Origin of the sequence: Paenibacillus vietnamensis (assembly GCF_020169515.1) — a bacterium.
Lineage (GTDB): Bacteria > Bacillota > Bacilli > Paenibacillales > Paenibacillaceae > Pristimantibacillus > Pristimantibacillus vietnamensis.
Map to the genome: position 1 here is coordinate 44960 of NZ_JAHMHW010000008.1, position 22926 is coordinate 67885.

The window sequence follows — 22926 nt, forward strand, 5'->3', positions numbered from 1 at the left end:
GGCGCCGTCTGCCTCTTTTCTCTCTTATTTGATCCCGTTCGTTTTCATATATTCGAGCACAATTTGAAAATCCTGATTCACGTCGCTAAAGGTAGCGTAATTTTTGGCGGTTGCGAACCAGTCGAGCGTCGTCGCCTTCCGCTGTTTAGCAGCTTTACGAAGGTCATCCTGGGAGATAGGCTGAATATCGCCGGTTTCATAAGCCTTCTCCAATGCGCTCTCGACGGCGTCCTTGACGATCTGCTCCAGATCCGCACCGGAGAAGTGTCTGGTTTCCTTGGCGATCTTGGCCAGATCCAGCCGGCCCAGCGGCTTGCCGTCCAGCTTGAGCTGCAGAATCGTCGACCGCTCGTTCTCTTCCGGAGGCGGGACAAAAATCATATGATTGAAGCGCCCCGGTCTGCGCAGCGCAGAATCCAGATACCACGGCGTGTTGGTTGCGCCAATGACGAATACCTGATCGTTGGAAGCGCGGAGCCCGTCGAGCTCCATCAGCAGCTGGTTGACGAGAACGCGGTCGTGATGCTGGCGCATCTGATTGCGGCTGCCGCCCATGGCGTCCAGCTCGTCTATGAAAATAACGCAAGGCTTATTCTCCCGGGCTTTCTCGAAAATATCATGCAGGTTGTTCTCGCTTTGACCTACGTACATGCCGAGGATGGCCTGCAGCTCGATATGCATGAAGTTCGCTTGGATTTCACCGGCGACCGCCCTTGCCAGAAACGTTTTGCCGCATCCCGGCGGGCCGTACAGCAGCAAGCTTCCTCCCGCTTCCTTGCCGTATGCGGCGAACAATTCGGGCTGCTTCAACGGCAAAATGAAGTTCATCCGAATTTTTTTCTTCACGTCTTCCAATCCGCCTACATCGGCGAAGGTTTCCGCAGGCTTCTCGGACTCTACCAAATGCTTGCCGTCCTTGTCGAAATGAAGCAGCTTAAGCTTGTTGCGCCGGCGTTCCGCCAAATCGTCCCGGTCCTGGTCGTTGCGATCGGTCATGGAGCTCCTCCTTTAAACGCGTTTTTCTATTAGTGTACCAAATCCGGAATGGAAATGATCTATAAAATCCTCTAATGATTAAACGGAAAACATGATAAGCTTTCGTCGTTGCAGCGGCCGGAGAAGGCACCATTTTATTGACTGGGCATATACTCAAAGGAGGTAGGCGAAACGGATTGTGCCCCGTTCCGTCTGCGTCAGCCCCGAGGATCACGAAAGGAATCGTTCATATGGATTTATCAAGCGAGTTTGGTGCTTTTAATAGTAAGACGGCCATATGGCTTGCGGCTATGAGTTATCAGACCTATCCGTTATATTCGGAGGGAAAGGTTGTTTTGCCGAAAGGCTTTGAGCTAGTATACACGATCCGTGCTTTCGCCGACGCGGAGAATCCGACAGAGTTAGTATTTGGATTTATAGCGGAGTCAAAAAATCGAATCGTTGTAGCCTTTAGAGGATACGCCGCGTATCCTGCTGACCTTTTAGCAGCCTATGACATCCTTCAGGTACCGTATTCTTTTGTAAAAGCCGGAGGAAAAACCTCGCGCGGATTTACTTGCCTTTATCAATCGACCCGCAACAACTTCTTCAAAGAACTAAACAAGCTGCCTGCGACAAAAAAGCTGTTTATTACCGGTCACAATTACGGCGGGGCGTTAGCTGAGTTGGCGGCGTTAGATATTGCTGTAAACACCGGGTTCAAACATCCCTTCGTCTATACGTATGGAAGTCCGCGTGTCGGAGACCACGACTTTGCTTCCCGGTTCGATCAAGTGGTCAAAAACAGCTTTCGGATCGTCAATATTCACGATTCCTATCCTACTTTCCCGGCCCGGGTGTATCCTCCTCCTTTCACTAAGGAAGGGTTGGTCTATCGGCATGTCAATACGAAGTATCCGGTCGCTTTTCAGCTGAATAATACGACCCGGAATAATGAAATTGGCTGCTATTTCAAAAGCCTCAGCAAACAAAACCTTCGTTTCTCCAAAGAGTTATGCAGCAAAAATCCGGGTTTTTGCCCCGATACCGCGAAGTGTTTTCCGTTTTAAGGAACGTGCCGAAGCCTGAAGCCCTGCATATAAAAAAGGAGCTGCTTCTATGAATATCTCAAGCATGAAGGATAGGTTTAACAATGAAGATGCAATCGTGCTCGCGGCCATGATTCATCAGTCGTATCAGCTTTTTGAGGAGGGGACGCTAAGCTTGCCGAAGGGCTTTAACCTTCAATACGCCATTCGGGCTTTGGCAGGCGTGGAGCGGCCGGAGGCTGAAGTATTCGGATTTATTGCGGAGTCGAAGGATACGATTGTTGTGGCTTTTAGGGGCACACGAACGTTTAACGACAATGAGTCGGACCAGGATTTATACCAAATCGCTTATCCCTATGTCAAAGAGGCAGGAAAAACCCATCGGGGATTTACCTGTATTTATCATTCGGCAAGAAACGAGTTCCTTACACAATTGTTCAAGCTATCTCCGGCAAAAAGACTAATGGTCGCGGGCCATAGCTTGGGAGGAGGTTTGGCGGCGTTAGCCGCTTATGATATTGCAGTCAATACCCCGTTTCGGAATCCCATTGTGTACACGTACGGCAGTCCGCGCGTCGGGGACCCTGATTTTGTTTCCCGCTTCAACCAACGGGTTCAGAATAGTATTCGAATCTTCAATGTTCATGACATTATTCCTACTTTGCCGGACCAGGCGTATCCGCCTCCGTTCACTAAGAATGGATTATTCTATCAGCATGTAGACAAGGAGTATCCGCTCAATTTTCAGCTAAACAGCCTGGCGGTCCGTAATCATGAAATTGTGTGTTATTTTAAAAATCTCAGCCAGCTAAACCCCGGTTTTACCCAAGCATTATGTCATCAAAATCCGGGATTTTGTCCTGATACAGGGATGTGTGTTCCGTTTAATGGAGAATGCAGACCTTAAGTGAATGTACTCGTTGCCCGGCTCCCCGGCTTATATTTTCATATTGACAGAAAAAGGGGGAGTCTTTATAATCTTAAATCGTAAACGTTACTATTAATAAGTCATCTGAAGTGAATGCACGCTGTGGAGCATAACTTCCTTTGTGCAGCTTTCGGTAATCGCAAAAGAAAGAAGGTGAACGCATGCCAGTGGGGGTGGCGAACTCCATTCATCCCGTCCGTTAATCGTAATAATTACACTTAATTCACATCATAAAAAGGAGACTGATCATGCTGTATTTCCATACAAGGAAATCAAAGAAAGTTATTGGGCTGCAAGCCGTCGTCCTTATTTTACTGGCGAGCCTTGCAGCCGGCTGCAGCAGCAATGCCGCGGTGGAGCCGTCCGGCGAAGAGGCCGAAGCCGTGAGCCCGGTCAAAAAAGTAACGGTCATCCGGAACCTGAAGGCGGATTCCCTCGATCCCCGAAAGAGCTGGGAGCCGCTGCGTGCCGGCATTACGGAAACGCTGACGCGGCTGAACGAGAAGATGGAGATTACACCCTGGCTGGCGGAAGGCTGGGAAGCGGTGGATGATACCACTTGGCGGTTCCGGATCCGCGAGGGCATCACGTTCCACGATGGCGCCAAGCTGGACGCGGCCGCGGTGAAGGCGTCGCTTGAGGACGCTATGAAGGCAAGCGAAGCGCTGGCCGTATCGTTGAAGATCTCCCGGATGGACGCTTCCGGACAAGAGCTGACGATCGTCACCTCTGAACCGTACCCTGCGCTTCCGTCGGAGCTTGTGAATCCCTATACGTCCATTATACACGCCGCTGCCAAAAGAAAGCCGGGAGAGCAGGCCATTCCTCTCTCGCCCGTCGGTACGGGACCTTATACGGCGGTTAAATTTACGCCAAACGTTGAAATCGTGCTGCAGCGATTCGAGGGGTACTGGGACGGAGCGGCCCCGCTGGATGAGGTGGTCTACAAATTCAATGAAGACGGCAATGTCCGCGCGCTCGCGCTGCAAGCGGGGGAGGCCGATATCGTGTACCAGCTGCCGGCCGAGACGATCACGGCCGTCGAGAGCGAACCGGAGCTCCGGGTGGAATCGCTTGCCGGGCTTCGCGTCTACCTGCTCATGTTCAATCAGCAGAAACCGGCCATGAAGGATATCCGGGTGAGAAAAGCGTTCGATCTGCTGCTGAACCGGGAAAGCATCGTGAATGACATTATGCTGGGCCACGGCACCGCGGCCAGCGGTCCTTTCCATGCAGGCCTGCCGTTCGGAAGCAGGGAGAGTGCCCAGCCTATTCAGATTGAAGAAGCCAAACGGCTGCTCGTCGAAGCGGGCTACAAGGAGGAAAAAGACGGCAAGCTTTACCGGGACGGCAAACCGCTGACGCTGGAGGTCGTTACCTACAAAGGCAGGCCGGAGCTACCGCTCATCGCCCAGCTTCTTCAGGCGGATGCGGCCAAGGCCGGAGTTACGCTTAAAATCAACGTGGCCGAAAACGCGGATGTGTATTTGAGGGAAAACAAACAGTGGGATATGGCCACTTACGCGATTTTGTCGTCTCCACGCGGCGACGGCGGTTACTTTCTGAATGCGGCGCTGACGCCCGGCGGCTCGATCAATCCCGCCAATATCCGGGTGAACGGTTTGGAGGATACGCTGGATGAATTAAACCGGACGAGCGACATGGCGAAAAGGATCGAATGGACCAGGCAGGCCGCCGATATCGTGAAGCGGGAGGTTCCTCACGCCTATGCGGTTTATCCGAACCTGATCGTAGGCGTCAACCGGCGGGTCACCGGCTGGACGCCGGGACCGGAGGAATATTACATCGTGACGAACAAGCTGGATGTGAAGTAGCATGCTCGTCCTTGTCCGAAGAAGACTGCTCCAGCTGGTCATCGTGCTGTTCGGTCTGTCCGTCATTACCTTTGTGCTGATGAAGCTTGCGCCCGGGGACCCCGTGCTGTCCATTCTGCGGATTGACGAGGTGGCCGTGACGCAGGCGGATGAAGAAGCCGTGAGGGAGAAGCTCGGCTTCAATAAACCCTTCCTGCTGCAGTATGGCGAATGGCTGCTTCGGGTGCTCAAGCTCGATCTGGGCAGCTCCTACGTGAACGGAACGCCGGTGCTGACGCTTCTTAGCAGCCGCCTGCCGCTGACTCTGCAGCTGACGGCAGGCGCGATCGTCGTCATGCTGGCGCTGGCTATTCCGCTTGGGCTGCTTGCGGCGCGGTATCCGGGGCGCTGGCCGGATCACCTCTGCCGGATTTTCGCTTTGCTAGGCGCTTCGATTCCGAATTTTTTGCTTGGCCTGCTGCTTATTTATTTTTTGTCGTACCGGCTCGGCTGGCTTCCGACGATGGGAACAGGCGGTATCCGGCATATGATTTTGCCCTCCGTCACTTTGGGATTCGCTCTTGCAGCCGTGTACTCCCGTCTGCTCCGCAGCGGGTTGCTGGACAGTCTGGCACAGCCCTATATCCGGGCAGCCAGAGCGAGAGGGATCGCCGGATGGCGCGTTGTACTCTTGCATGCGCTGCGCCCCGCGCTGCTGCCGATGCTGGCCGTGTTCGGAATGAGCTTAGGCAGCATGCTGGCAGGCAGCGTTGTCGTTGAAATGCTTTATGCCTGGCCGGGCATTGGAAGTTTGGCCGTAGACGCCGTATTTCAGCGGGACTATCCCGTTATCCAGGGCTATGTGCTGCTGACAGGCGCTTTTGTCATCATCGTTAATCTAGTGGTGGATGTCTGTTACGGGCTGCTTGACCCGCGAATCAGCTTTGGAAAGGGGGACCTGCAATGATCAGGATCTGCCATACCTTGTGGAAGAGTGCGATTGCCCCGGGACCGTTCGTAATGCTCGGTGCAACCGCGTTAGCTTTCCTTATCGCCCTTATGCTCGCCGCGCCGTGGCTTGCGCCTCACGACCCGCTGGTGGTGCAAATGGCGGACCGGCTTCAGCCGCCAAGCCTGACCTATCCGCTCGGGACGGACCATATGGGGCGCTGCGTCCTCTCGAGGCTGCTGCTCGGCATGCAATCGACGCTCGGCGTTGCGCTGCTTGTTATGGTTACGGTGGCGCTGATCGGAGTGCCGCTCGGCATGTTATCGGGCTATATCGGAGGCCGGCTGGACAGCTTTCTTATGCGGGTACTGGATGGGGCAGGCGCATTGCCGGAGTTTGTGGTCGCGATCGCGACGGCCGGCTTTCTCGGCCCGAGCCTCGGCAATCTGCTTGTTGCCATCGTCTGGGTGAAGTGGATCGGCTATGCGCGTACGGCGCGCGGCGTGGTGCTCTCCGAGCGGAAAAAAGAATATATCCAGGCAGCGCAGACAGCCGGGAGCGGCACCTGGACTGTGCTTCGCCGCCACTTGGTGCGCCAAGTGTTATCGCCGGTGCTCGTCATTGGCGCGCTAGATGTCGGCAAAATTATGCTGATCATTTCCATGATGTCGTATTTGGGGCTGGGCGCCCAGCCGCCTGCGCCGGAATGGGGCGCAATGCTTAATGAGGGAAGGCCGTATTTTCAGACGGAGCCCCAGCTGATGCTGTATCCCGGTCTCGCGATCTGCCTCGCGGCGGCATGCTTCAATCTGATCGGGGAAGGCCTGAGGGATCGGCTCGACAAACGGGGAGGACTGAGATGAAGCCATTGCTGACGGTGAAAGGTCTTGTGAGAAGCTACAGGGACGGAAAAACGGTTGTTCCGTCCGTGAAGGGGGTATCGTTCACGATAGGCGAAGGGGAGTGCGTCGGACTTGTCGGAGAAAGCGGAAGCGGAAAAAGCACGGTCGGCCGCTTGCTGCTCGCGCTCGAAAAGCCGGATCAGGGCGAGGTGCTGTGGCAGGGAGAGCCGTTAACGGCTCTCGGCAGCCGCGCTATGCGTCAAATAAGAAGGCAAGTACAGGTCGTCTTTCAGGACCCGGCCGCCGCGCTGAACGACCGGCTGCCTGTATGGCGTTCCGTCATGGAGCCTCTCGATAACTATCCGGACGTCTGCCCGTTCTTCCTTGCCGGCGTGCGTCAAAGCCGAAAAGCCTGCGCAGCTAAATTGTTCGAAATGGTCGGGCTTCAGCAGGAGCAGCTGGATCGGTATCCGCATGAGCTGAGCGGCGGGCAGCAGCAGCGGGTTTGCCTCGCGAGAGGCATCAGCCTCGGTCCGAAGCTGCTAATTTGCGACGAGCCGACGTCCGGCCTTGATGTGACGGTTCAAGCGGGAGTATTAAAGCTGCTCAAAAGGCTGCAGCGCGAGCTGGGCATGTCTTATTTGTTTATTTCGCATGACATCGCTGCGGTGATGCAGATGAGCGACCGGATTCTCGTGATGAGGGACGGGCGGATCGTCGACCGTTTTGCAAGCGGTTGTATGTTTAATTCATCGCGGCATGCTTATACGAAAATGCTCGTCATGGCCTCGCAATAGAGGGATGGAGGTCGTAACCGATGATAACGAACAAAGCTGTTTCTATGCCGTTTCTTCGTTTATATGCGCTTGCGTTTTTGTTTTTTAGCGCCAATTCGATTCTGAACGTCATCGTGCCGCTTCGGAGCGAAGCGCTCGGTGCGAGCAACGGCCAAATCGGATGGATTATGGGTGCCTATATGTTCACCTGCATGTTTTTCCGGCCGTGGGCCGGCCACCTCATTCGCAAGTATGGTCCGGTTACCGTACTCCGGTGCCTGCTCGTCGTGAACGGCTTGGCTCTGGTCATGTATGCCTTTTCCGGCTTGGAGGGGTATTTTGCCGCGCGCGTCGTTCAGGGGATCTGCACCGCATTCTTCTCTATGTCGCTTCAGCTGGGAATTATCGACTCGCTGCCGGAGGAGCAGCGCGCTCAAGGGCTATCGATGTATTCGCTGTTTACATACATGCCTACGATTGTAGGTCCGCTGCTTGCGATCGGGATTTGGGACTGGGGAGGCATAAGCGCTTTTACATTCGCAATGATTATGATTGCGCTCGTAACGGGGACGTTCGGGTACAGCGTTCCCATGCAATCCGGGAGGCAGGCGGAAAAGGTGCCCGCGGCGCAGGAGGGGATTGGAAGCGGATTTAGACAGCTCGCGGCCAATCGGCCGTTACTGGTCTGCAGCTCGCTGATGCTGCTTGCATCGGCCGTGTTTGGAGCCGTCACCGCGTTCATTCCGTTATATGCCCGGCAAATCGCTTATGGCTATGCAGGGTTTTACTTGATGCTTCAGGCGTTCACTGTGGTGGCCGCGCGTTTCACGCTCGGGAAGCGAATTCCTTCGGATGGAAGGTGGCACCCCCGTTTTGTCGGCAGCCTCTGTTTATTCGCCGCTGCGGGTGCAGGGCTGCTGTCGTTATCGCAGACTGCGGGTCCGGTACTCTTTTATGCTGCGGCGGTGCTGCTTGGTTTGGCCCAAGCGCTGCTGTACCCGACATTGACTTCCTATTTGACGTTTGCGCTTCCGGCTGCCTCGCGGAATGTGCTCATCGGATTGTTTATTGCGACAGCCGACCTCGGCATCGCAATGGGCGGCATGGCGATGGGCCCGGTTGCCGACAAATTCTCTTACAGTACGATGTACGCGGCATGCGCCGTATTGGCCGCTTTCGCCGTTTGTGCTGCATGGATAAGCCGAATGAAACGGACGGAGGGAAATTCATGAAAAGCAAATATTCGCTGCTGCTTGCTTTGCAATCGTTTGATTATGAAATTACCCGTTTGTGCAGCTACGCAAAAGAATGCGAGGACTGCTACGAACTGCTGCAAGTCAAATTGGATGATCTTTGCCGTTATATTATGTGCGAAGGAAACGATCTTGTCTGGAAGCGATGGGGGGAGCATCCGGAAATCAGGAGGCACGGCGAGCAGCTCCGTTCCACGAGCAATCAGGCGCTTTGCGAGCTGGAAAAGCATCAGTCGATGCGGCTGCTTGAGCGAAAGGAGAGCTTAACCGAATATTTGGCGATGCTCTCGGCATCGGTAAAACGGGAGCTTCGCGATTATGAGCTTCATTCCGGCTCCCGTGTGCTGTTTGTCGGTTCGGGCGCGCTCCCCCTGTCCGCTTTGACCATTGCCCGGGAAACGGGGGCCGAGGTGTTATGCCTTGATATTGACGAAGAAGCGGTGCGAATCGGCAGCATGGTGGCCGAAGCCGGGGGCTTGCGGGATCGGGTGCGATTTTCAGGGAGTTATGTGGAGGGGTTGGCCTTCGCCGAGCAAGCTACCCATGTAATCGTCGCTTCTTTAGTCGAAAGCAAGCATGAGGTTTTGAAGACGTTTAGACCCGCGATCCGATCGGACGCAGCGGTTATTTTGAGGTATGGCCACGGGTTGAAGTCGGTTTTTAATTATCCGCTGGACGGGGACTTTGGCACCGATTGGCATACCGCTTCCTTTGGCAGAAGCGATTGCGTGTACGATACGGTCATGCTTAAAGCCAAATCGGGCGGCAGGAGTGAGGTGCGCAGCGGATGAAGGGCTTTTACGAGGCTACTCCCTTCGGCAATACGCTGATTATAGGTGCGGGACCGGCAGGGATTCACGCCGCGGTTGACTGGAGCCGTGTGTCCGGCCGCCTCGGCTTGTTGAACCGGAAGGGACGGCATGCGGATCGGGTGAAGGAAGCTCTGCAAGAGAGGGAGTTCCATTTGGCCTGCGAGGTGAGCGTGGCAGGAAAAAGGCATTTATCCGGTACTGCCAAGGTGGACCGGTTCTACGAGGGATACCAGGAGCTGGACGATATTTGGCATACCGTCGTCATTTGCACCCCTAGCGACCGGTATGCGGAGGTCATCGTCAGCCTTAGGCTGGAGAAGCTGCGGGAGGTCAAAAGGGTAATTTTGCTCTCTCCGGGCATAGGCTCGGGCGCCTGGGTCCGCAGCCTGCTTGGGGGCGACAGCGGGCGGATCGAAGTAGTCAGCTTTTCTACTTATTATGCCGCATCGAAATTCTCGCCGGATCCGGGGTCGATGTTAAAGCCGGTTGTAAAAGGAATGAAGCGCAGAGTTTATATAGGCTCCGGAAGTCCCCACAGTCCCGCTTGCCAAACCATAAAAGCGCTGCTGGAAACGATAGGCGTCGATTGTATAATCGCCGGTTCGCCGCTGGAAGCGGAAAGCCGCAGCATTACGACTTACGTACACCCTCCCTTTTTCATGAGCGAGTTTTCGCTGGAGGAGATTTTTTCCCGCAGCAGCTCCAAAAAATCGATGTATAAGCTGTACCCGGAGGGCCCCATCACGCCTCTTGCGATCCGGACGATGGTGCTGCTGTGGAAGGAAATAACGCGGGTAATGAAACGGTTCAAGGTTCAGCCGCTGAATTTGTTGAAATTTCTTAATGACGACAATTACCCGGTGTGCGAACAGAGTATCGGCAGAGAAGAGATCGAACGTTTTCCGGATCTGGAGCAGCATAGACAGGAGTATTTGTTATACGTCCGGTATGCTTCGTTGCTGATTGATCCCTTCTCAGAGCCGGATGAGCAGGGCAGCTATTTTGACTTTTCCGCCGTTCCGTTCAAGCAGGTGTCAATGGACAAGGACGGCTGCTGGACGATCCCGCGGATTCCGTTTGAGGATTACCGGAAACTGAAATTGCTCTTCGAGCTGGGACAACGATTAGGTGTCCGCATGCCGCAATCGCAGGAGCTGCTTGAACGGTTTGAGCGGATACGGCATGCATTTGTCAAAGAGCAAGGCGCAAACCGGTTTCGTCCGGAATGGTTCGAGGATCACACGAAGGCTCAGGCGGACGCCATTTTTGATACCGTGAATCCAGAGGGGGGTAAGCATGTTTTTCGTAAAACGACATAGCCGGCCGCATCGGCAAGGGGGCGATTCCGAACGGTCCGGGGTTGTTTTGAGCGTCAAAAACTTGAAGATCGAGACGGCCGGCCGGAATCGGCCGCGCGCCGTATTGGTTCAGGATGTGTCGTTCGATATCCAACAAGGCGAAATGCTTGCCCTGGCCGGGGAAAGCGGGAGCGGTAAAAGCTTAACGGCAGCCGCGGTCAGCGGTATCTTGCCCAACGCTTTGCAGGCATCCGGGGAACTGTTTTTTCACAACCGGCAGGTACACGAATGGGATGACAAAAGAAGGAGACGGCTGCTTGGCAAAGAAATCGGATGGGTGTTTCAAGATTATCAGGGGAGCCTGACTCCGTTTATGAAAGTGGGCGCACAGCTGGCGGAAACGGCGCTCACCCACAAACGTTTATCGGGAAAGGAAGCGAAGCGGCTCGTGCTTGGCTGGTTGGACCGGGTAGGCTTGCACCCGGAGCGAACGTACGGCAGCTACCCGTTCCAGCTCAGCGGCGGTCAGCGTCAGCGGGCAGCTTTGGCTGCGGCGTTATTGCCGCGTCCGTCGCTGCTTATTGCGGATGAACCGACTACCGCGCTTGATGTGCTGACAGGCGAGAGGATGATGGATTTAATAACGGAGCTTCAGGCGGAAAGCGGATGCGCCGTGCTGTTTATTACACATGATTTGAGGCATGTATGGCGAAGAGCCGACCGGCTTGCGGTCATGAAGCAGGGGCGGATTGTAGAAGCGGGAACGGCCGCGGAAATTCGAGTGCGTCCGGTCCATCCCTATACCCGGGAGCTGCTGGAGGCTTGTCCCCGCGTGCCTATGCCTGAAGGCTGGGCGCGGCCAGAGAGCATGTAAACAAACAACACCCCGGTTAAGGATGGGCCTTTACCGGGGTGTTGTTTAATGGCCGGGAAATGATGATTTCCGGCCTGCTTCCTTTCTATTTCCCTGTGCCGGCTAGCTGTGCTGTCGGGGAACTTCAACGCCGTCAAGCTATTGCGCTTGATTCCGCTAACGATCTACCGGCATTGGCATCGGCATAACTTCGGGACCGCCCGGATAAGCGATATCCTTACCGCCGGGCTGTGCCGGGTATTGAAGCGTGCCCCGCTCCTTCAGGCTCGCCATGTCGCTTGCTTTCAGCATCGAGTCCGACAGCGTGTAAAGCGTGTTGCCCGCATACAAAATGCGGCGGACGGATTTGGTATAGTCGTAGCCGTACTGACCGCTTTTGGCGAGATCCTCTGCGCTTAGATGCGAAATGCGTCCGCGCAGCTGGAAGCCGTTCCGCAAATCCAGGCGATAGACGTAAGCGCCTTGGTGCGTGAACTCGCCGTAAGCAGGGAAGCCGCCGAATTCCGGCTTTTCCTTGCTCTTGATCTCGTGAAGCTCTACCGGGAACGCGAGCAGCCCTTTTTCTTTTGAGAATAGCAGCGCCTTATGGTCATACAGCAGCTCGGAATGCGTGCCGCGGTCGCCGATGATTTCTTTGAACTTTTCCTTCGGCTTGCTGACGTCCGACACGTCGAACAGTGCGATTTTCAAGCCTTGGTAAAAAGCCATCGTTTCGTCAGGTCCCGCTCCTTTGGAAGATACCTCCACAGTTTCCTTGCCGAACCCGATGATGTGCTTTTCGTCGTACGGATGCAGATAATCGCTGTAGCCCGGAATTTTCAGCTGCCCGAGTACGGAAGGTTTAGCCGGGTTGCTGACGTCAATCGCGAACAGAGGATCTACGGTGCGGAACGTGACCATGTAAGCGCGGCTGCCCATGAACCGGACCGAGTAAATGTGCTCGCCAGGCGCAAGCCCTTCAAGCTTGCCGATCGTATCGAGCTTTTCGTCCAGGATGTACAGATTGTTCAGAGAAGTCACTTCGCCGTTGGCACGCGAGCCGGTATTCGTGACCGCAATCCGGAAGTAGCCGAGATGCTCATCCATCGAAAACTGGTTAAGCGGCGTACCCGGTACCGAGCCCGAGCCGATATATACGGTGTTCCCCTGGTCGAGACGAAATTTATGGATATGTGTCTCTTGCATATAGCTGTTGCCGTCAGCTTTGAAGCTGGGAACGGCAACGTACAGATTTTTCTCTGAGGCGTAGACGGTCTGGCCGGACCCGAGATAGCCGGACACCTGCAGCGGCTGCTGTTCCGCGTCCAGATCAAGCGCCCCTACAAGCAGCATGCTGCTGTCCGAGGACTCCGGAAAATAACGGATGTCATCGAGCGGAAGCGTCTGAAGCTCGCCGGACACCGCGGAGTCGCGGTAGACCGGCTCGACGGAGCGGACTAACGCTTCGCTGTCGGCTTTGCCGCCGCCTTTCGTATCGTACAGTCCATATGAATAGTTATATTTATTCGTGATGACGTATAGGGCGCTGCCGATTTTACGCGAGGACATGTAGCTGCCTTCCTGTTCGGTTTCGCGTTTCAATGCCGGCTTGCCGGACTCGGACAGTTCGTAGACCAGCGTTTTCACGGTAGAGCGTGTCGGCACCGGCATCCAGATTCCCATTTTCGCATCGGCAGGGGGCACGGCCTCGACGGCAATAATTGAGCTCACAGCTGTATCCCCTGGGCTTTCAGCGCCTCCTGTCGAGCCGGATAAGCTTGCGCCTGAGGCAGCCTGGCTATTTGAGTCAGGAACGGTACCCGAAGGTCCGGAGCCGGCGGATCCATCGCTCGAAGCTGCCGAGCCGCTGTCTTCAGCCGTCGTACCTGCCGGCGGGTTTTGTGACAGCTGCTCATGCTGTTCTCCGATGACGATCAGCCGTTTGCCGTCCACATACAATTCCCGCGGGTAGAAACCGGCTTTCTGGTCATAGTCGAGCTTGGCTGCAAGGGCGGGTTTCGCCGGATCGGAAATATCGGTAATAAGCACGCGGGAACCGCTTAGTTGATAAATGAAGCGTCCGTCGGTTTTAGCCCAATCCGCCTCGTCTACGCCGTTCACTTGTACATTCGTTTGAGAGTAATCTCCGCCACTGCCCGCAGACGGGGCCGAAGGTGCCGCGGAGCCGCTGTCTGCCGCTTGCGTCGACTCGGCTGCGGCTTTTGATCCAAAATCGAAAAGGGCCGTGCGTGTCTGCCACAGCTCGAGCAGCTTCTCGGCCGAACCGACGGCCGGAAGCTCGGCGGGATCGCCGATCGACACGACACGCTTCACGCCGTCCCATGTCACGACCGAGCCCAGCGCCTCGGAAATGGCACGAAGCGGCACCATCGTAACGCCGCCGACCAGGCGCGCCGTCGCGGCCAAGTGCACGGTTTTTCCGTTCGCGGTCATCGTCGCCGATCCGATCGCCAGCGAGGCGCTTCGCTCTTCGCGCTTCAGCGTCACCGTTTTCCGGCCGTCGCCGTCTTTCCGATAGTCGACCGTTGCACCGAGCGCCTCTGCAATTTCCCTTAAAGGGACAATTGTGGTTCCCTTCTCGATAAAAGCCGGTGAAGGCAGGGACAGTGCTGCGCCCTTCACTTCAATCCGGATCCCCGCTTGGGCGGCCGCTTCGTTGCTGACCGCTCCTCCCGCAGCGGGGGCTGTGAGCAGCAGCATAGCTAATAGCAAAGCAACTGCCGATTTTTTGCCCATCTGAATCGCCTCCTCATCATTATTGGTTAGTCCCCTCACGTTTCTCCATCCCGTTACCCTTCTAAACGAGGTGTCTGCGCCAATAGTTGCGGACCGGCTGCGAGCATGTGAAAAATATTAGCAACTCAGCCGCGCCCCGCGACTGTGCCGCACCAACTGACGCCGAAGTGGAACAACGCTAAAAACTATCGTTGTTCCGCCAAAACTAGCTGCCCGGCCGAGAAGAGCGATAGAAATTATCGCTAATCGGCCCAACTCCCGCCGCCACCGTCTCACCAATTAGCCGTCGGGCTGGAACAACGCTAAAAACTATCGTTGTTCCGCCAAACCTAGCTGCCCGGCCGAGAAGAGCGATAGAAATTATCGCTAATCACCTCACCGCCCACCGCCACCGTCTCACCAATTAGCCGTCGGGCTGAAACAACGCTAAAAACTATCGTTGTTCCGCCAAAACTAGCTGCCCCGCTGAAAAGGGGATAGAAATTATCGCTAATCGCCTCACCCCCCACCGCAACCGCCGCCTCACAAATTACAAATGCAGTTGAGCAGCCTTTGAAGTAAGGCGATAACGGCTAATGCGCTGATTTCCGCCTGCTTGCTCCAGCAGTCCCGCATGCAGCAGGCGGCGCAAGGATTGACGGGCAGTATAGTGGCTTACCTCGAGCAGCGCCTCCGCCTCTTTGGGAGAAAAGCTTCGATTAATCCCCTGGCGCTTGGCCCATCTAACGATTTCGCGTTCTCTCATAGAAAGTCCAAGGTGATCCGAGCCGTAACGCTTATTCCCATAATATTTCCCAAGCAGCTGCTGGATCGTTTGCTGGCATTGACGAGGTCTATCTCTGATATCGTCGTAGGAAAACCGCAGGACAATCCAGTCGTCCAATACCAGCTGGTTCTGCCTGAATCGGTCGTCATTAAATTGCTTTCTTGACGTTTGATGCGGTTCAAAACCGTCAACTTCAATGCAGGTGCGATAAGGCGGGCGTATATACGCAAAATCTACAAATCTGCTGCCGTCCCGATAATCAAGCACTTCATATTCGGGATGCAAATTCTCAAAATGGCCAACCGCCTGAAACCAAACATCCACCGCAAACTTCCTTTCTCCAAAATCATCCCTTTCGAGCAGTCTCCGTCTGCGGGCACTCTCAGCCTTCCGCAGCTTTTCATGCTTCCTAATCCATGACGCATAAGCCTGCTCCGCATCGCTTAAGCGGTGGCCCGCATGATCTAAACCAGCCATTCTCCCACCATCCCCGACAAAAATAAAAACACCGCTACCCCCCCATGACAAGCGCGGGGAATAGCGGTGTGCTTCACCTAAAGCTATAGTACTCGATTTGGGGCTGAGTGTCACCATCCATTGTGTCCGTTACGTACGCACCGAAGAGGGAGCGGGCGACAAGGGTGAAGGCGGCACAGAGCTTCACGGAATCCGTAAAGCAAGGATAGCAACGATTCGCTTTCACTCCCTGATCACCCCGCCTAACCCTCGAGCCCCTCCAAATAATGAACCGCATCGCTGAGCGTGCTGACCGGTACGATCGCGATTTCATAGCCCCGTTTCCGGGCTTCGTCCATAATATCCTTTTCATTGCGGTCGGTTGCCAGCACATCGGCCGGGCAAAAAAAGATCTCCACACCCGCACGGGCCGCAGCTATAACTTTGTCGCGAATGCCTCCGATTTGGCCGACACGGCCTTCCGCGCTGATGGTTCCGGTCCCCGCAATCAGCTTGCCGCGGGTCAGGTCGCCCTCTTTCAGCTGATCCAGGATTTCCAGCGAAAACATAAGCCCCGCGGACGGGCCGCCAACATCCGAAGCGCTGTATTCGATGTTCACGGGCGGTTTTATCTCATATTGGTTTTCGGTTACCAGACCGACGCGCGGGGAAGAGCCTGATGCTTCACTGGCCGCCGCGCTTGTGCCTTCATAGAGCTGGGCGGTCACCGGCACCCTCTCGCCGCCGCGAATGACGACAAGCTCCAGCTCGTCTCCGGCCTTTTTGCCGCGAATCATATCGCTAATCTCGCTCAGCTGCGTGACAGGCCTCCCGTCCGTCTCCACGATAACATCCCCCGGAAAGACCACATCCGCAGCCTTGGAGTCCGGATAAAGCGACTGCACAAATACTCCAGTATAGGCAAGTGGAACAGGGGTGCCGTTTTCTTCGAGCGCCGCTGCGATCGCGTTGTTCTGCGAGGTTTGCATCATGTGCTCCAGCAATGAAGCGTACTGGCCGTCCGACAGCGTGCCGCGTACCTGCTCGGCCCTCCGCAGCTCACTGTCCTTGTCGCTAAGCCCATAGAGCAGCGTGAGTACATTGTTCACCTCAATCGAGTAAATGGTCGTCAGGTTAAAGCTGCCTTGCCCGGAGCGGTGCCCGTTTTCCACCTTCACATAGCTGTCCAGATTTTCGACCGTGCCCGGTTGATAGATGTAGTAGGGTAACGGAATTAAAGTGACGGCTCCTAAAAAAACAACAAAAACGAGCAGCGTCAGCAATCTTTTTTTGCTGCGGTTACTTGTCCATCTGATCATGTATAAAGTCCTCTTTCCGATTTCAGCCTCGTGCGTTCATATCCAGTTTAGCAGATGAAGGAGCGGCGGGAGGGGACGAATAAGAACAAATCCTAACAATTAGGACAGGAAATTGGGGACCGGATGCTCGGAGAAGCGAAAAAGATCGGCGTGCCCTCGTGGGACATTAGGAATCGAAGCAGAGGGCAGATTTTTTTTGCCGCGGCGGATACTTTTTGATTGAAAATTAGGTATACTTCAAGTATAGATGAAAAGCAGCACGAATGAAGGGTGAATGTGACGGTTCATGGCTGAATTTGTATATTTTTTCGGACTGCAGGAAAATGTTTGAAGGAGCTTCATCGAAGAATGTCGAAATATAGTCGTATTGTCGGATTTACATAATCGGAGTTTCGGGGTGCTGTATGAACGTTTTGCGTAAGCTGGTGCTGCTATTATTGCTTTCCATCGTTATCGCCGTGCCTTTCCTGTCCACAAGCGCACATGCCTTATCGGATGCTTCTCCGGTGGAGATTACCGAGTGGGAGATGATGTGGGAGGAGGAGCCGGGGCTGACGGCCAAGGAAGTGGAAAACGATAGCAAGGCGGATTGGATTGCCTTTGCAAAAGGGGACGATCTCCCTGTCAAACCCCCTGGCATTAGCTCCGCTTGGCTTAGAATTCGGCTGCCGGAATATGATCTGGCCAGGCCGGCGCTGTTAATCAGCAAGCTGACCGCCAAGGATGTCCGTATCTATATCGATAACGAGCTTGTATATGAATCCAAACGGAATTATCCCTACAACAAAAATGAGATTCTACTCTCTTTGGATGATAACGAATCTACGCATGCGGTCTATCTTCATCTGCAAACCGAATCCGACTGGTTAGGGATTAAAGGAGAGGTGAAGACGGGGGAGTATCAGACCCTTAATAAAGGGTATTTAAAGATCGAGATGCTGGATGTAGTCCTTGGCGCCGCCTTATTGTTTGTTTCGTTAGCCATGTTTTTATGCATCTTCTTCTTGGAAAAATCCTATTTACCCGCATGGGGGTCGCTGTCCGTCGTTATTTTTGCGATAGGGGTCATGATTTTGACACTCTCTCCCTATTTGCATATTACCTATAATGAATTTGGTTTCCTCATTTATTACATGTTCGATATCGCATCAAATCTAGTGATGCCGGCTATGTTTGTCTTTATTGAAAGTATATTCGGTAAAGGTCCGTATGGAATAATCAATCGTTTTCGAAAGCTTTTGGTCGGCCTTTCTGCATTAACCATTGTATGGTTGTTTATTTCCTTCACATCGGAACTCATTAGCCGATATTACACGATGGTAACAATTTATACTTTCGGCTTCTCCGTGATTGTAGGTAATGGCCTTTTATTTATTTTTCTCGTCAAATCCTGTATGCAAAAAAATAAAGAGGCCATTATTATTACTTCGGGATTCAGCTTTTTTGCATTCATCGGGGTTGGGGAAGTCGTTTGGTATTTCATCAAAGAGATGAATTATAATTTGTTTTTCTGGAAGTGGGGAATCCTTGGTTTTATATCTGCCCTAGTTATCATATTAGCAAGAAGAATACTGAAAAATTACGAGCAGGTGGTCACCTACTCAAAGCAGCTCGAAGTATTCAATAACGAGCTTCAACGCTCGGAGAAGATGGAGATTATTAGCCAGTTGGCTGCCTCGGTAGCGCATGAGGTACGTAATCCGCTGCAGGTAACGAGAGGATTCCTTCAATTGCTCCGCGATAAAACGAATAATGAAAAAGATAACGGATTTATGGAACTGGCCATAGAAGAATTGGATCGGGCTTCCGCCATCATTACAGACTTTTTGACATTCGCCAAGCCCCAGCAGGAAAATATGACATTGTTGAATATCGCTGAGGAGCTTCAGAAGATCGAGGGGATTCTCGTGCCGCTTGCGAATATGCAAGGCGGAATTATAAACGTTCAATTAGATTCCGATTTGTATGTTCGTGGAAATTCTTCGAAATTCAAGCAAGCTTTGATCAATATTATAAAAAATAGTATAGAAGCATTGACAGACGAAGGCATGATTACGATTCAAGCCTATCTGGATGATAATAAGGTTACGATCTGTATAAAAGACAACGGGGAAGGGATGCACGAAGCGGATCTTAAACGTTTGGGCGAGCCTTATTATTCCAAAAAATCAAAAGGAACGGGACTGGGCTTGATGGTTACTTTCCGGATTATTGAAGCTATGGAAGGTAAGGTTGAATTTTTTAGCGTAAAAGGAGTAGGCACGGAAGCTGTTATCAAACTGCCTTATGTAACAAAATAGCGCTGAATGCTCGATGATGAGCAACAGCGCTTTTTTTCTGTAAAATTACTGCCAAGCGGCAGCCTCATCATCAGCTTTGCGGGCCACTTCAGCAGGATTCTGAGGAATGACCAGGTAGTATTGATCCGCCGATTCTTCCAGGACGTCCACTTTAATCGAGTCCGGTACATCAACGCCGAAAGCGTCTTTTACGGCTGCTTTAGGATTTGCTAGAAGCTGCTTCTTGAATTCGGCATCTTCCCAAGCTTTTTGAATGATTTGATCTTTCAAGGATTGTTCTGTGGACACCATGATCACACCTTCCGAATATGTATAAGATTACCAACGCTAGTGTACCATGTCCTTTCGACAATTACTACATAAATTTTCTAGTATTCGACAGGAAAATGAGACTTAAGGAATAGAATGACGGAGATTTTTTAGTCTGTATAGGTCAGGTGTAAGTGGAGTTTAGGGTCTTTCGGAATGGGTATGAGGAAGTGCTGATTGCAATGTGGTTGCGAAGCAATTTCCAGTTGGAGTAGGGTGTCCGATTGATTGATTATGGTGCCGAGATGGGGCCTGGAGCGGTACTGCAAACGGTTGTTGAAGCCCGGACTACTCCAAACCCCGGTTAGGGCTTATCCCTTCCGCGCCAGCCGCTCAAACCCTTGCTTGCGCAAAAAGTAACTAAACCCTCCCTCGAGGAGCTGCTTGCGGTTCTCGTCAATCGAATCGGCGGTCTTCCGAAGATGCGATACGAGGAATTCGTGAAAATCGGCCAGCTCGCTTACGCCTGCGTTCAGGCGCAGCAAACGCTCGTGATTCGACTCGGCGATCTGAGCGTATTCGTTCATGCAGCCTTGAATATATATGGCGGTCTCGATATCCTGCTCCGTCAGCGGCTCGCTCGACGCTCGGCCGGCTGCAATCATGGCGATCAGGCCGTTGTAGCTGCCGTCCGCCAAATCCAGCTTCCAATCGGCCCAATCGTCGGACATTTGCAGCGCGGTCAGGGCGATGTCGACGGCGTGCTCCATTTGGGGGATGAGCTCCTCCCGGCCGGTCAGCAGCAGTGCTCCGGTGCTTGCGATTTTGACGGGACCGGCTTTGCCCGCCGTACGAAGCGGGTCGTTGACGAAATAATCCGCGCTCGCTTCGTTCGTAACGCTGTCCGCCCAGGTTGCCGCATACTTTTCATAATAGCTCCAGAACGGCGAGCCGGACGGAAATAAGCCGCGGAATACCGCGAACATGTCCAGCAGCAGAAGATTGCCGAGGGCAAGCGACTCCTTGACGCTGCATGCAGGATCGCCGTCCATCACGTCATCCTGAATAAAAAAATAAAGCATTCCATATACATTAGCTAACGCAAGCCTGCGGCTCTGCTCGTCGCTGATCCCGGCCGCGTCCTTCACCCAGAAAGGAAGCAGGCTGCATATGTAATCTTTGCCTCCTTCGGCTTTGACGGGGTCGAACTTGGCGGCGTAGGCAAGGCCGAACGCATCAAGCGGCGCGGGGTAACGGGAAATTCGCCGGGAAGCCTCTTCGAACACCTGCTCCAGCTGATCTACATACCGGTTGTACCATTCCATATTTAGCGGCCTCCGCAACATTTTAGTAGATGAAATCCGTCTAGTCTTAAGAGGCGTTTCGTGCATATAAATAGAAGACGAACGGCTCTCAATCTTTTCCTACTATATCACGATTTTCAATTGCAAATGTTAACAATTTTAAGAGCATGAGGCAAAAAAAATAGGCCAACTTCCGGTTGAGGAAAAGGGGGAAATCCATTAAAATGAAGGTGGGTTATGTAAGATTTAGTAAAGAAAATACTAGAGTCTCACCGCTGACAAACGATGCTTACAAACACACTGGACTAAGGTCGGGGCTGCATCTATTACCTGGGCAGGTTTAGAATTTTGTTCTCCTGCATTAAAGTTAATACCTAGATGAGAGTTCTTTAATGTGGAGGTCGTACGGCATGAACAGAGACGTTGATATTTATGTGCTTTTGACGAATACGGGGACTTTATTTTCGAAGACCATTCAGCTTTACACAAAGAACAGGCTGAATCACGCTTCCATAGCCTTCGATCGTGAATTGACGGAGGTCTACAGCTTCGGCCGGAAAAATCCGAGTAACCCATTCTTTGCCGGCTTTGTAAGAGAGAACGTACGCGGTCCGTTTTTCGAGGATTCCATTTGCTCCCTTTACAAATGCACGATCAGTCACAGCGCATATATTTGCATCCGCAACCAGATCCGTTACATGGAGCAGAATCAGGATCAGTACAAGTACAATTTGCTTGGCATGCTGGGCATTATGCTAAATATTGAAATGAAGAGAGATTACGCATTTTTTTGTTCGCAATTCGTAGCGTCGGTGTTCGAGCAGGGCGGCGTGCCTCTGGTCGACAAGTCGTCCTTGTTCGTAACGCCGGGCGATCTGGAGCAGACGACGATGCTGGAGCAGATCTACGAAGGCAGGCTCCAAGCCTATACGGGCTGCCAGGAAGTGCTGGATACGGCGGGCGCTTTCCAAACCGCATAATCGAAGATCTCTGTTACAGAGATCTTTTTTCTTTTATATTGAAGGGAGAGGTTTAAAGATGTCTATCATAAGTTTTGGTATGATCGGCGGTGGATGGCGTGCCGAATTTTACATAAGAATTGCAAAGGCGATGCCGGAGCGCTTCCGGATCCATACGATGCTGGTAAGGGACGAAGCGAAGGGAAAAGCGATCGAGGCAAAATGGGGCATCCCGACGGTCCGGACCTTTGAAGAGTTTGCGGCTCAAGCGTCGGACTACCGGTTTGCCGTCTTATCCGTTCCGCGGACCGCAGCGCCGGATATGATCCGCGCCCTGACGCTGCGCGATATTCCGGTGCTTGCGGAAACGCCGCCCGCCGCCGATCTCGAAGCGCTGACCGCCTTGTACGGTTCGCTGCCTGCGGGGGCTCGGGTGCAGGTGGCCGAGCAGTATTTGTACCAGCCGATGCACGCTGCCCGCATCCGGCTCGCCCGCTCCGGCAAGCTCGGCGAGGTATCGCATGTGCAGGTATCCGCGGCGCATGATTATCACGGCATAAGCCTGATCAGACAGCTGCTTGGAATTGGCTTCGAGACGGCCGTTATCCAGGGGCAGCAGTTTTCTTCCCGGATCATGAGGGGGCCGGACCGGCAGGGCGATCCTGAGAGCGGGGAGCTGCTCGAAACGAATCAGCAGCTTGCCACGCTGCGCTTTGGGGACAAGCTGGCGGTTTACGATTTTACGCGCGATCAATATTTTTCCTGGATCCGCCGCAGCCGGATACTCGTCCGGGGCAGCATGGGCGAGATTGCAGATACGCAGCTAAGCTACCTGGAGGATTACGCGACGCCTGTCCATACGGAGCTGCGGAGAATCGATACCGGTCAGGGAGGCAATCTCGAAGGCTACTATCACCGGGGCATTATGGCGGAGAGGGAGTGGCTGTACCGGAACGAGACGGCACCGGCCCGCCTGAGCGACGATGAGATCGCTATCGCCGAGTGCCTGCTTCGGATGGGAGCATACGCGGCAGGGGAGGGCGGTTCGTTCTACAGCCTGGCCGAGGCGTCGCAGGATCATTATTTGGCGCTGATGATGGGAAGGGCGATCGCGACAGGCGAAGCCGTTACGACAGAATCGCAGATTTGGTCCGTTCTATAAAAAGGCCGCCATAAAGCCGCCGATTGAAAAGCCGTTCTTGCCGGGACGGCTTTTTTGTTGTGCAGCTCGCGATCCAGGCATTCCTATCGGCAACAAAAGATGATA

19 protein-coding genes are annotated in these 22926 nt (G+C 53.6%); 13 read left to right on the forward strand and 6 right to left on the reverse strand.

From position 1 onward, the window contains the following. Positions 1 to 24: 24 nt before the first annotated feature. A complete protein-coding gene (locus KP806_RS16480) occupies positions 25 to 996 on the reverse strand; it encodes an ATP-binding protein (RefSeq protein WP_224724811.1) in 972 nt (323 codons plus the stop codon). 230 nt (positions 997 to 1226) lie between these two features. On the opposite strand from KP806_RS16480, the gene KP806_RS16485 reads away from it, so the two are divergent. From KP806_RS16485 to KP806_RS16530, 10 genes are all read left to right on the forward strand, one after another. Then, positions 1227 to 2045 (forward strand): lipase family protein, encoded by an 819-nt coding sequence (locus KP806_RS16485; protein WP_224724812.1) that lies wholly within the window; start codon positions 1227 to 1229, stop codon positions 2043 to 2045. Between the two features lie 64 nt (positions 2046 to 2109). Continuing rightward, the gene (locus tag KP806_RS16490) at positions 2110 to 2931 is read left to right on the forward strand and encodes a lipase family protein (RefSeq protein ID WP_224724974.1); all 822 of its coding nucleotides are present in this window, start codon (positions 2110 to 2112) and stop codon (positions 2929 to 2931) included. Positions 2932 to 3200: 269 nt separating this feature from the next. Then, complete coding sequence (gene nikA, locus KP806_RS16495; protein WP_224724813.1) at positions 3201 to 4787, forward strand: nickel ABC transporter substrate-binding protein; 1587 nt, start codon at positions 3201 to 3203, stop codon at positions 4785 to 4787. Between the two features lies 1 nt (position 4788). Then, positions 4789 to 5733 (forward strand): nickel ABC transporter permease, encoded by a 945-nt coding sequence (gene nikB, locus KP806_RS16500; protein ID WP_224724814.1) that lies wholly within the window; start codon positions 4789 to 4791, stop codon positions 5731 to 5733. After that, complete coding sequence (gene nikC, locus KP806_RS16505; RefSeq protein WP_224724815.1) at positions 5730 to 6578, forward strand: nickel transporter permease; 849 nt, start codon at positions 5730 to 5732, stop codon at positions 6576 to 6578. The genes nikB and nikC overlap by 4 nt, the downstream gene beginning before the upstream one ends. Then, positions 6575 to 7354 (forward strand): ABC transporter ATP-binding protein, encoded by a 780-nt coding sequence (locus tag KP806_RS16510; protein ID WP_224724816.1) that lies wholly within the window; start codon positions 6575 to 6577, stop codon positions 7352 to 7354. Before nikC ends, KP806_RS16510 begins: the two co-directional genes overlap by 4 nt. Before the next feature lie 20 nt (positions 7355 to 7374). Continuing rightward, positions 7375 to 8565: a staphylopine family metallophore export MFS transporter CntE gene (gene cntE, locus KP806_RS16515; protein ID WP_224724817.1), complete on the forward strand. Its 1191-nt coding sequence runs from the start codon at positions 7375 to 7377 to the stop codon at positions 8563 to 8565. Next, a complete protein-coding gene (locus tag KP806_RS16520; RefSeq protein WP_224724818.1) occupies positions 8562 to 9377 on the forward strand; it encodes a nicotianamine synthase family protein in 816 nt (271 codons plus the stop codon). Before cntE ends, KP806_RS16520 begins: the two co-directional genes overlap by 4 nt. Then, a complete protein-coding gene (locus tag KP806_RS16525) occupies positions 9374 to 10717 on the forward strand; it encodes an opine metallophore biosynthesis dehydrogenase (protein ID WP_224724819.1) in 1344 nt (447 codons plus the stop codon). The genes KP806_RS16520 and KP806_RS16525 overlap by 4 nt, the downstream gene beginning before the upstream one ends. Beyond that, positions 10695 to 11570, forward strand: a complete 876-nt coding sequence (locus KP806_RS16530) for an ABC transporter ATP-binding protein (RefSeq protein WP_224724820.1) — start codon at positions 10695 to 10697, stop codon at positions 11568 to 11570. The genes KP806_RS16525 and KP806_RS16530 overlap by 23 nt, the downstream gene beginning before the upstream one ends. Before the next feature lie 156 nt (positions 11571 to 11726). Here the strand turns inward: KP806_RS16530 and KP806_RS16535 are convergent, their stop codons facing one another. From KP806_RS16535 to KP806_RS16545, 3 genes are all read right to left on the reverse strand, one after another. Next, a complete protein-coding gene (locus KP806_RS16535) occupies positions 11727 to 14306 on the reverse strand; it encodes a beta-propeller domain-containing protein (protein WP_224724821.1) in 2580 nt (859 codons plus the stop codon). A 529-nt stretch (positions 14307 to 14835) separates the two neighbouring features. Beyond that, positions 14836 to 15549, reverse strand: a complete 714-nt coding sequence (locus KP806_RS16540) for a DNA-binding response regulator (RefSeq protein WP_224724822.1) — start codon at positions 15547 to 15549, stop codon at positions 14836 to 14838. 242 nt (positions 15550 to 15791) lie between these two features. Continuing rightward, positions 15792 to 16847 carry a SepM family pheromone-processing serine protease gene (locus KP806_RS16545; RefSeq protein WP_224724823.1) on the reverse strand — a complete coding sequence of 352 codons (1056 nt, stop codon included), beginning with the start codon at positions 16845 to 16847 and terminating at the stop codon, positions 15792 to 15794. A 404-nt stretch (positions 16848 to 17251) separates the two neighbouring features. Here KP806_RS16545 and KP806_RS16550 point away from each other — a divergent pair, with 404 nt between their 5' ends. After that, positions 17252 to 19147 carry a sensor histidine kinase gene (locus KP806_RS16550; protein ID WP_224724824.1) on the forward strand — a complete coding sequence of 632 codons (1896 nt, stop codon included), beginning with the start codon at positions 17252 to 17254 and terminating at the stop codon, positions 19145 to 19147. A 45-nt stretch (positions 19148 to 19192) separates the two neighbouring features. Here KP806_RS16550 and KP806_RS16555 read toward each other — a convergent pair whose 3' ends face one another. Together KP806_RS16555 and KP806_RS16560 are read right to left on the reverse strand one after the other, a co-directional pair. Then, positions 19193 to 19438 (reverse strand): NHLP leader peptide family RiPP precursor, encoded by a 246-nt coding sequence (locus KP806_RS16555; RefSeq protein ID WP_263575744.1) that lies wholly within the window; start codon positions 19436 to 19438, stop codon positions 19193 to 19195. A gap of 329 nt (positions 19439 to 19767) precedes the next feature. Continuing rightward, positions 19768 to 20721 (reverse strand): hypothetical protein, encoded by a 954-nt coding sequence (locus KP806_RS16560; protein ID WP_224724825.1) that lies wholly within the window; start codon positions 20719 to 20721, stop codon positions 19768 to 19770. Positions 20722 to 21110: 389 nt separating this feature from the next. On the opposite strand from KP806_RS16560, the gene KP806_RS16565 reads away from it, so the two are divergent. Together KP806_RS16565 and KP806_RS16570 are read left to right on the forward strand one after the other, a co-directional pair. Further along, complete coding sequence (locus tag KP806_RS16565; protein WP_224724826.1) at positions 21111 to 21680, forward strand: hypothetical protein; 570 nt, start codon at positions 21111 to 21113, stop codon at positions 21678 to 21680. Between the two features lie 58 nt (positions 21681 to 21738). Beyond that, the gene (locus KP806_RS16570; protein WP_224724827.1) at positions 21739 to 22821 is read left to right on the forward strand and encodes a Gfo/Idh/MocA family protein; all 1083 of its coding nucleotides are present in this window, start codon (positions 21739 to 21741) and stop codon (positions 22819 to 22821) included. The last annotated feature ends 105 nt before the right edge of the window (positions 22822 to 22926 follow it).

Coding starts and splice junctions, on each gene's coding strand:
- KP806_RS16570 (WP_224724827.1), top strand. CDS start 21,739: ATGTCTATCATAAGTTTTGGTATGATCGGCGGTGGATGGCGTGCCGAA.
- nikB (WP_224724814.1), top strand. CDS start 4,789: ATGCTCGTCCTTGTCCGAAGAAGACTGCTCCAGCTGGTCATCGTGCTG.
- nikC (WP_224724815.1), top strand. CDS start 5,730: ATGATCAGGATCTGCCATACCTTGTGGAAGAGTGCGATTGCCCCGGGA.
- KP806_RS16540 (WP_224724822.1), bottom strand. CDS start 15,549: ATGGCTGGTTTAGATCATGCGGGCCACCGCTTAAGCGATGCGGAGCAG.
- KP806_RS16490 (WP_224724974.1), top strand. CDS start 2,110: ATGAAGGATAGGTTTAACAATGAAGATGCAATCGTGCTCGCGGCCATG.
- cntE (WP_224724817.1), top strand. CDS start 7,375: ATGATAACGAACAAAGCTGTTTCTATGCCGTTTCTTCGTTTATATGCG.
- KP806_RS16510 (WP_224724816.1), top strand. CDS start 6,575: ATGAAGCCATTGCTGACGGTGAAAGGTCTTGTGAGAAGCTACAGGGAC.
- KP806_RS16555 (WP_263575744.1), bottom strand. CDS start 19,438: ATGGTGTCCACAGAACAATCCTTGAAAGATCAAATCATTCAAAAAGCT.
- KP806_RS16520 (WP_224724818.1), top strand. CDS start 8,562: ATGAAAAGCAAATATTCGCTGCTGCTTGCTTTGCAATCGTTTGATTAT.
- KP806_RS16560 (WP_224724825.1), bottom strand. CDS start 20,721: ATGGAATGGTACAACCGGTATGTAGATCAGCTGGAGCAGGTGTTCGAA.
- KP806_RS16485 (WP_224724812.1), top strand. CDS start 1,227: ATGGATTTATCAAGCGAGTTTGGTGCTTTTAATAGTAAGACGGCCATA.
- KP806_RS16530 (WP_224724820.1), top strand. CDS start 10,695: ATGTTTTTCGTAAAACGACATAGCCGGCCGCATCGGCAAGGGGGCGAT.
- KP806_RS16565 (WP_224724826.1), top strand. CDS start 21,111: ATGAACAGAGACGTTGATATTTATGTGCTTTTGACGAATACGGGGACT.
- KP806_RS16535 (WP_224724821.1), bottom strand. CDS start 14,306: ATGGGCAAAAAATCGGCAGTTGCTTTGCTATTAGCTATGCTGCTGCTC.
- KP806_RS16525 (WP_224724819.1), top strand. CDS start 9,374: ATGAAGGGCTTTTACGAGGCTACTCCCTTCGGCAATACGCTGATTATA.
- nikA (WP_224724813.1), top strand. CDS start 3,201: ATGCTGTATTTCCATACAAGGAAATCAAAGAAAGTTATTGGGCTGCAA.
- KP806_RS16545 (WP_224724823.1), bottom strand. CDS start 16,847: ATGATCAGATGGACAAGTAACCGCAGCAAAAAAAGATTGCTGACGCTG.
- KP806_RS16480 (WP_224724811.1), bottom strand. CDS start 996: ATGACCGATCGCAACGACCAGGACCGGGACGATTTGGCGGAACGCCGG.
- KP806_RS16550 (WP_224724824.1), top strand. CDS start 17,252: ATGAACGTTTTGCGTAAGCTGGTGCTGCTATTATTGCTTTCCATCGTT.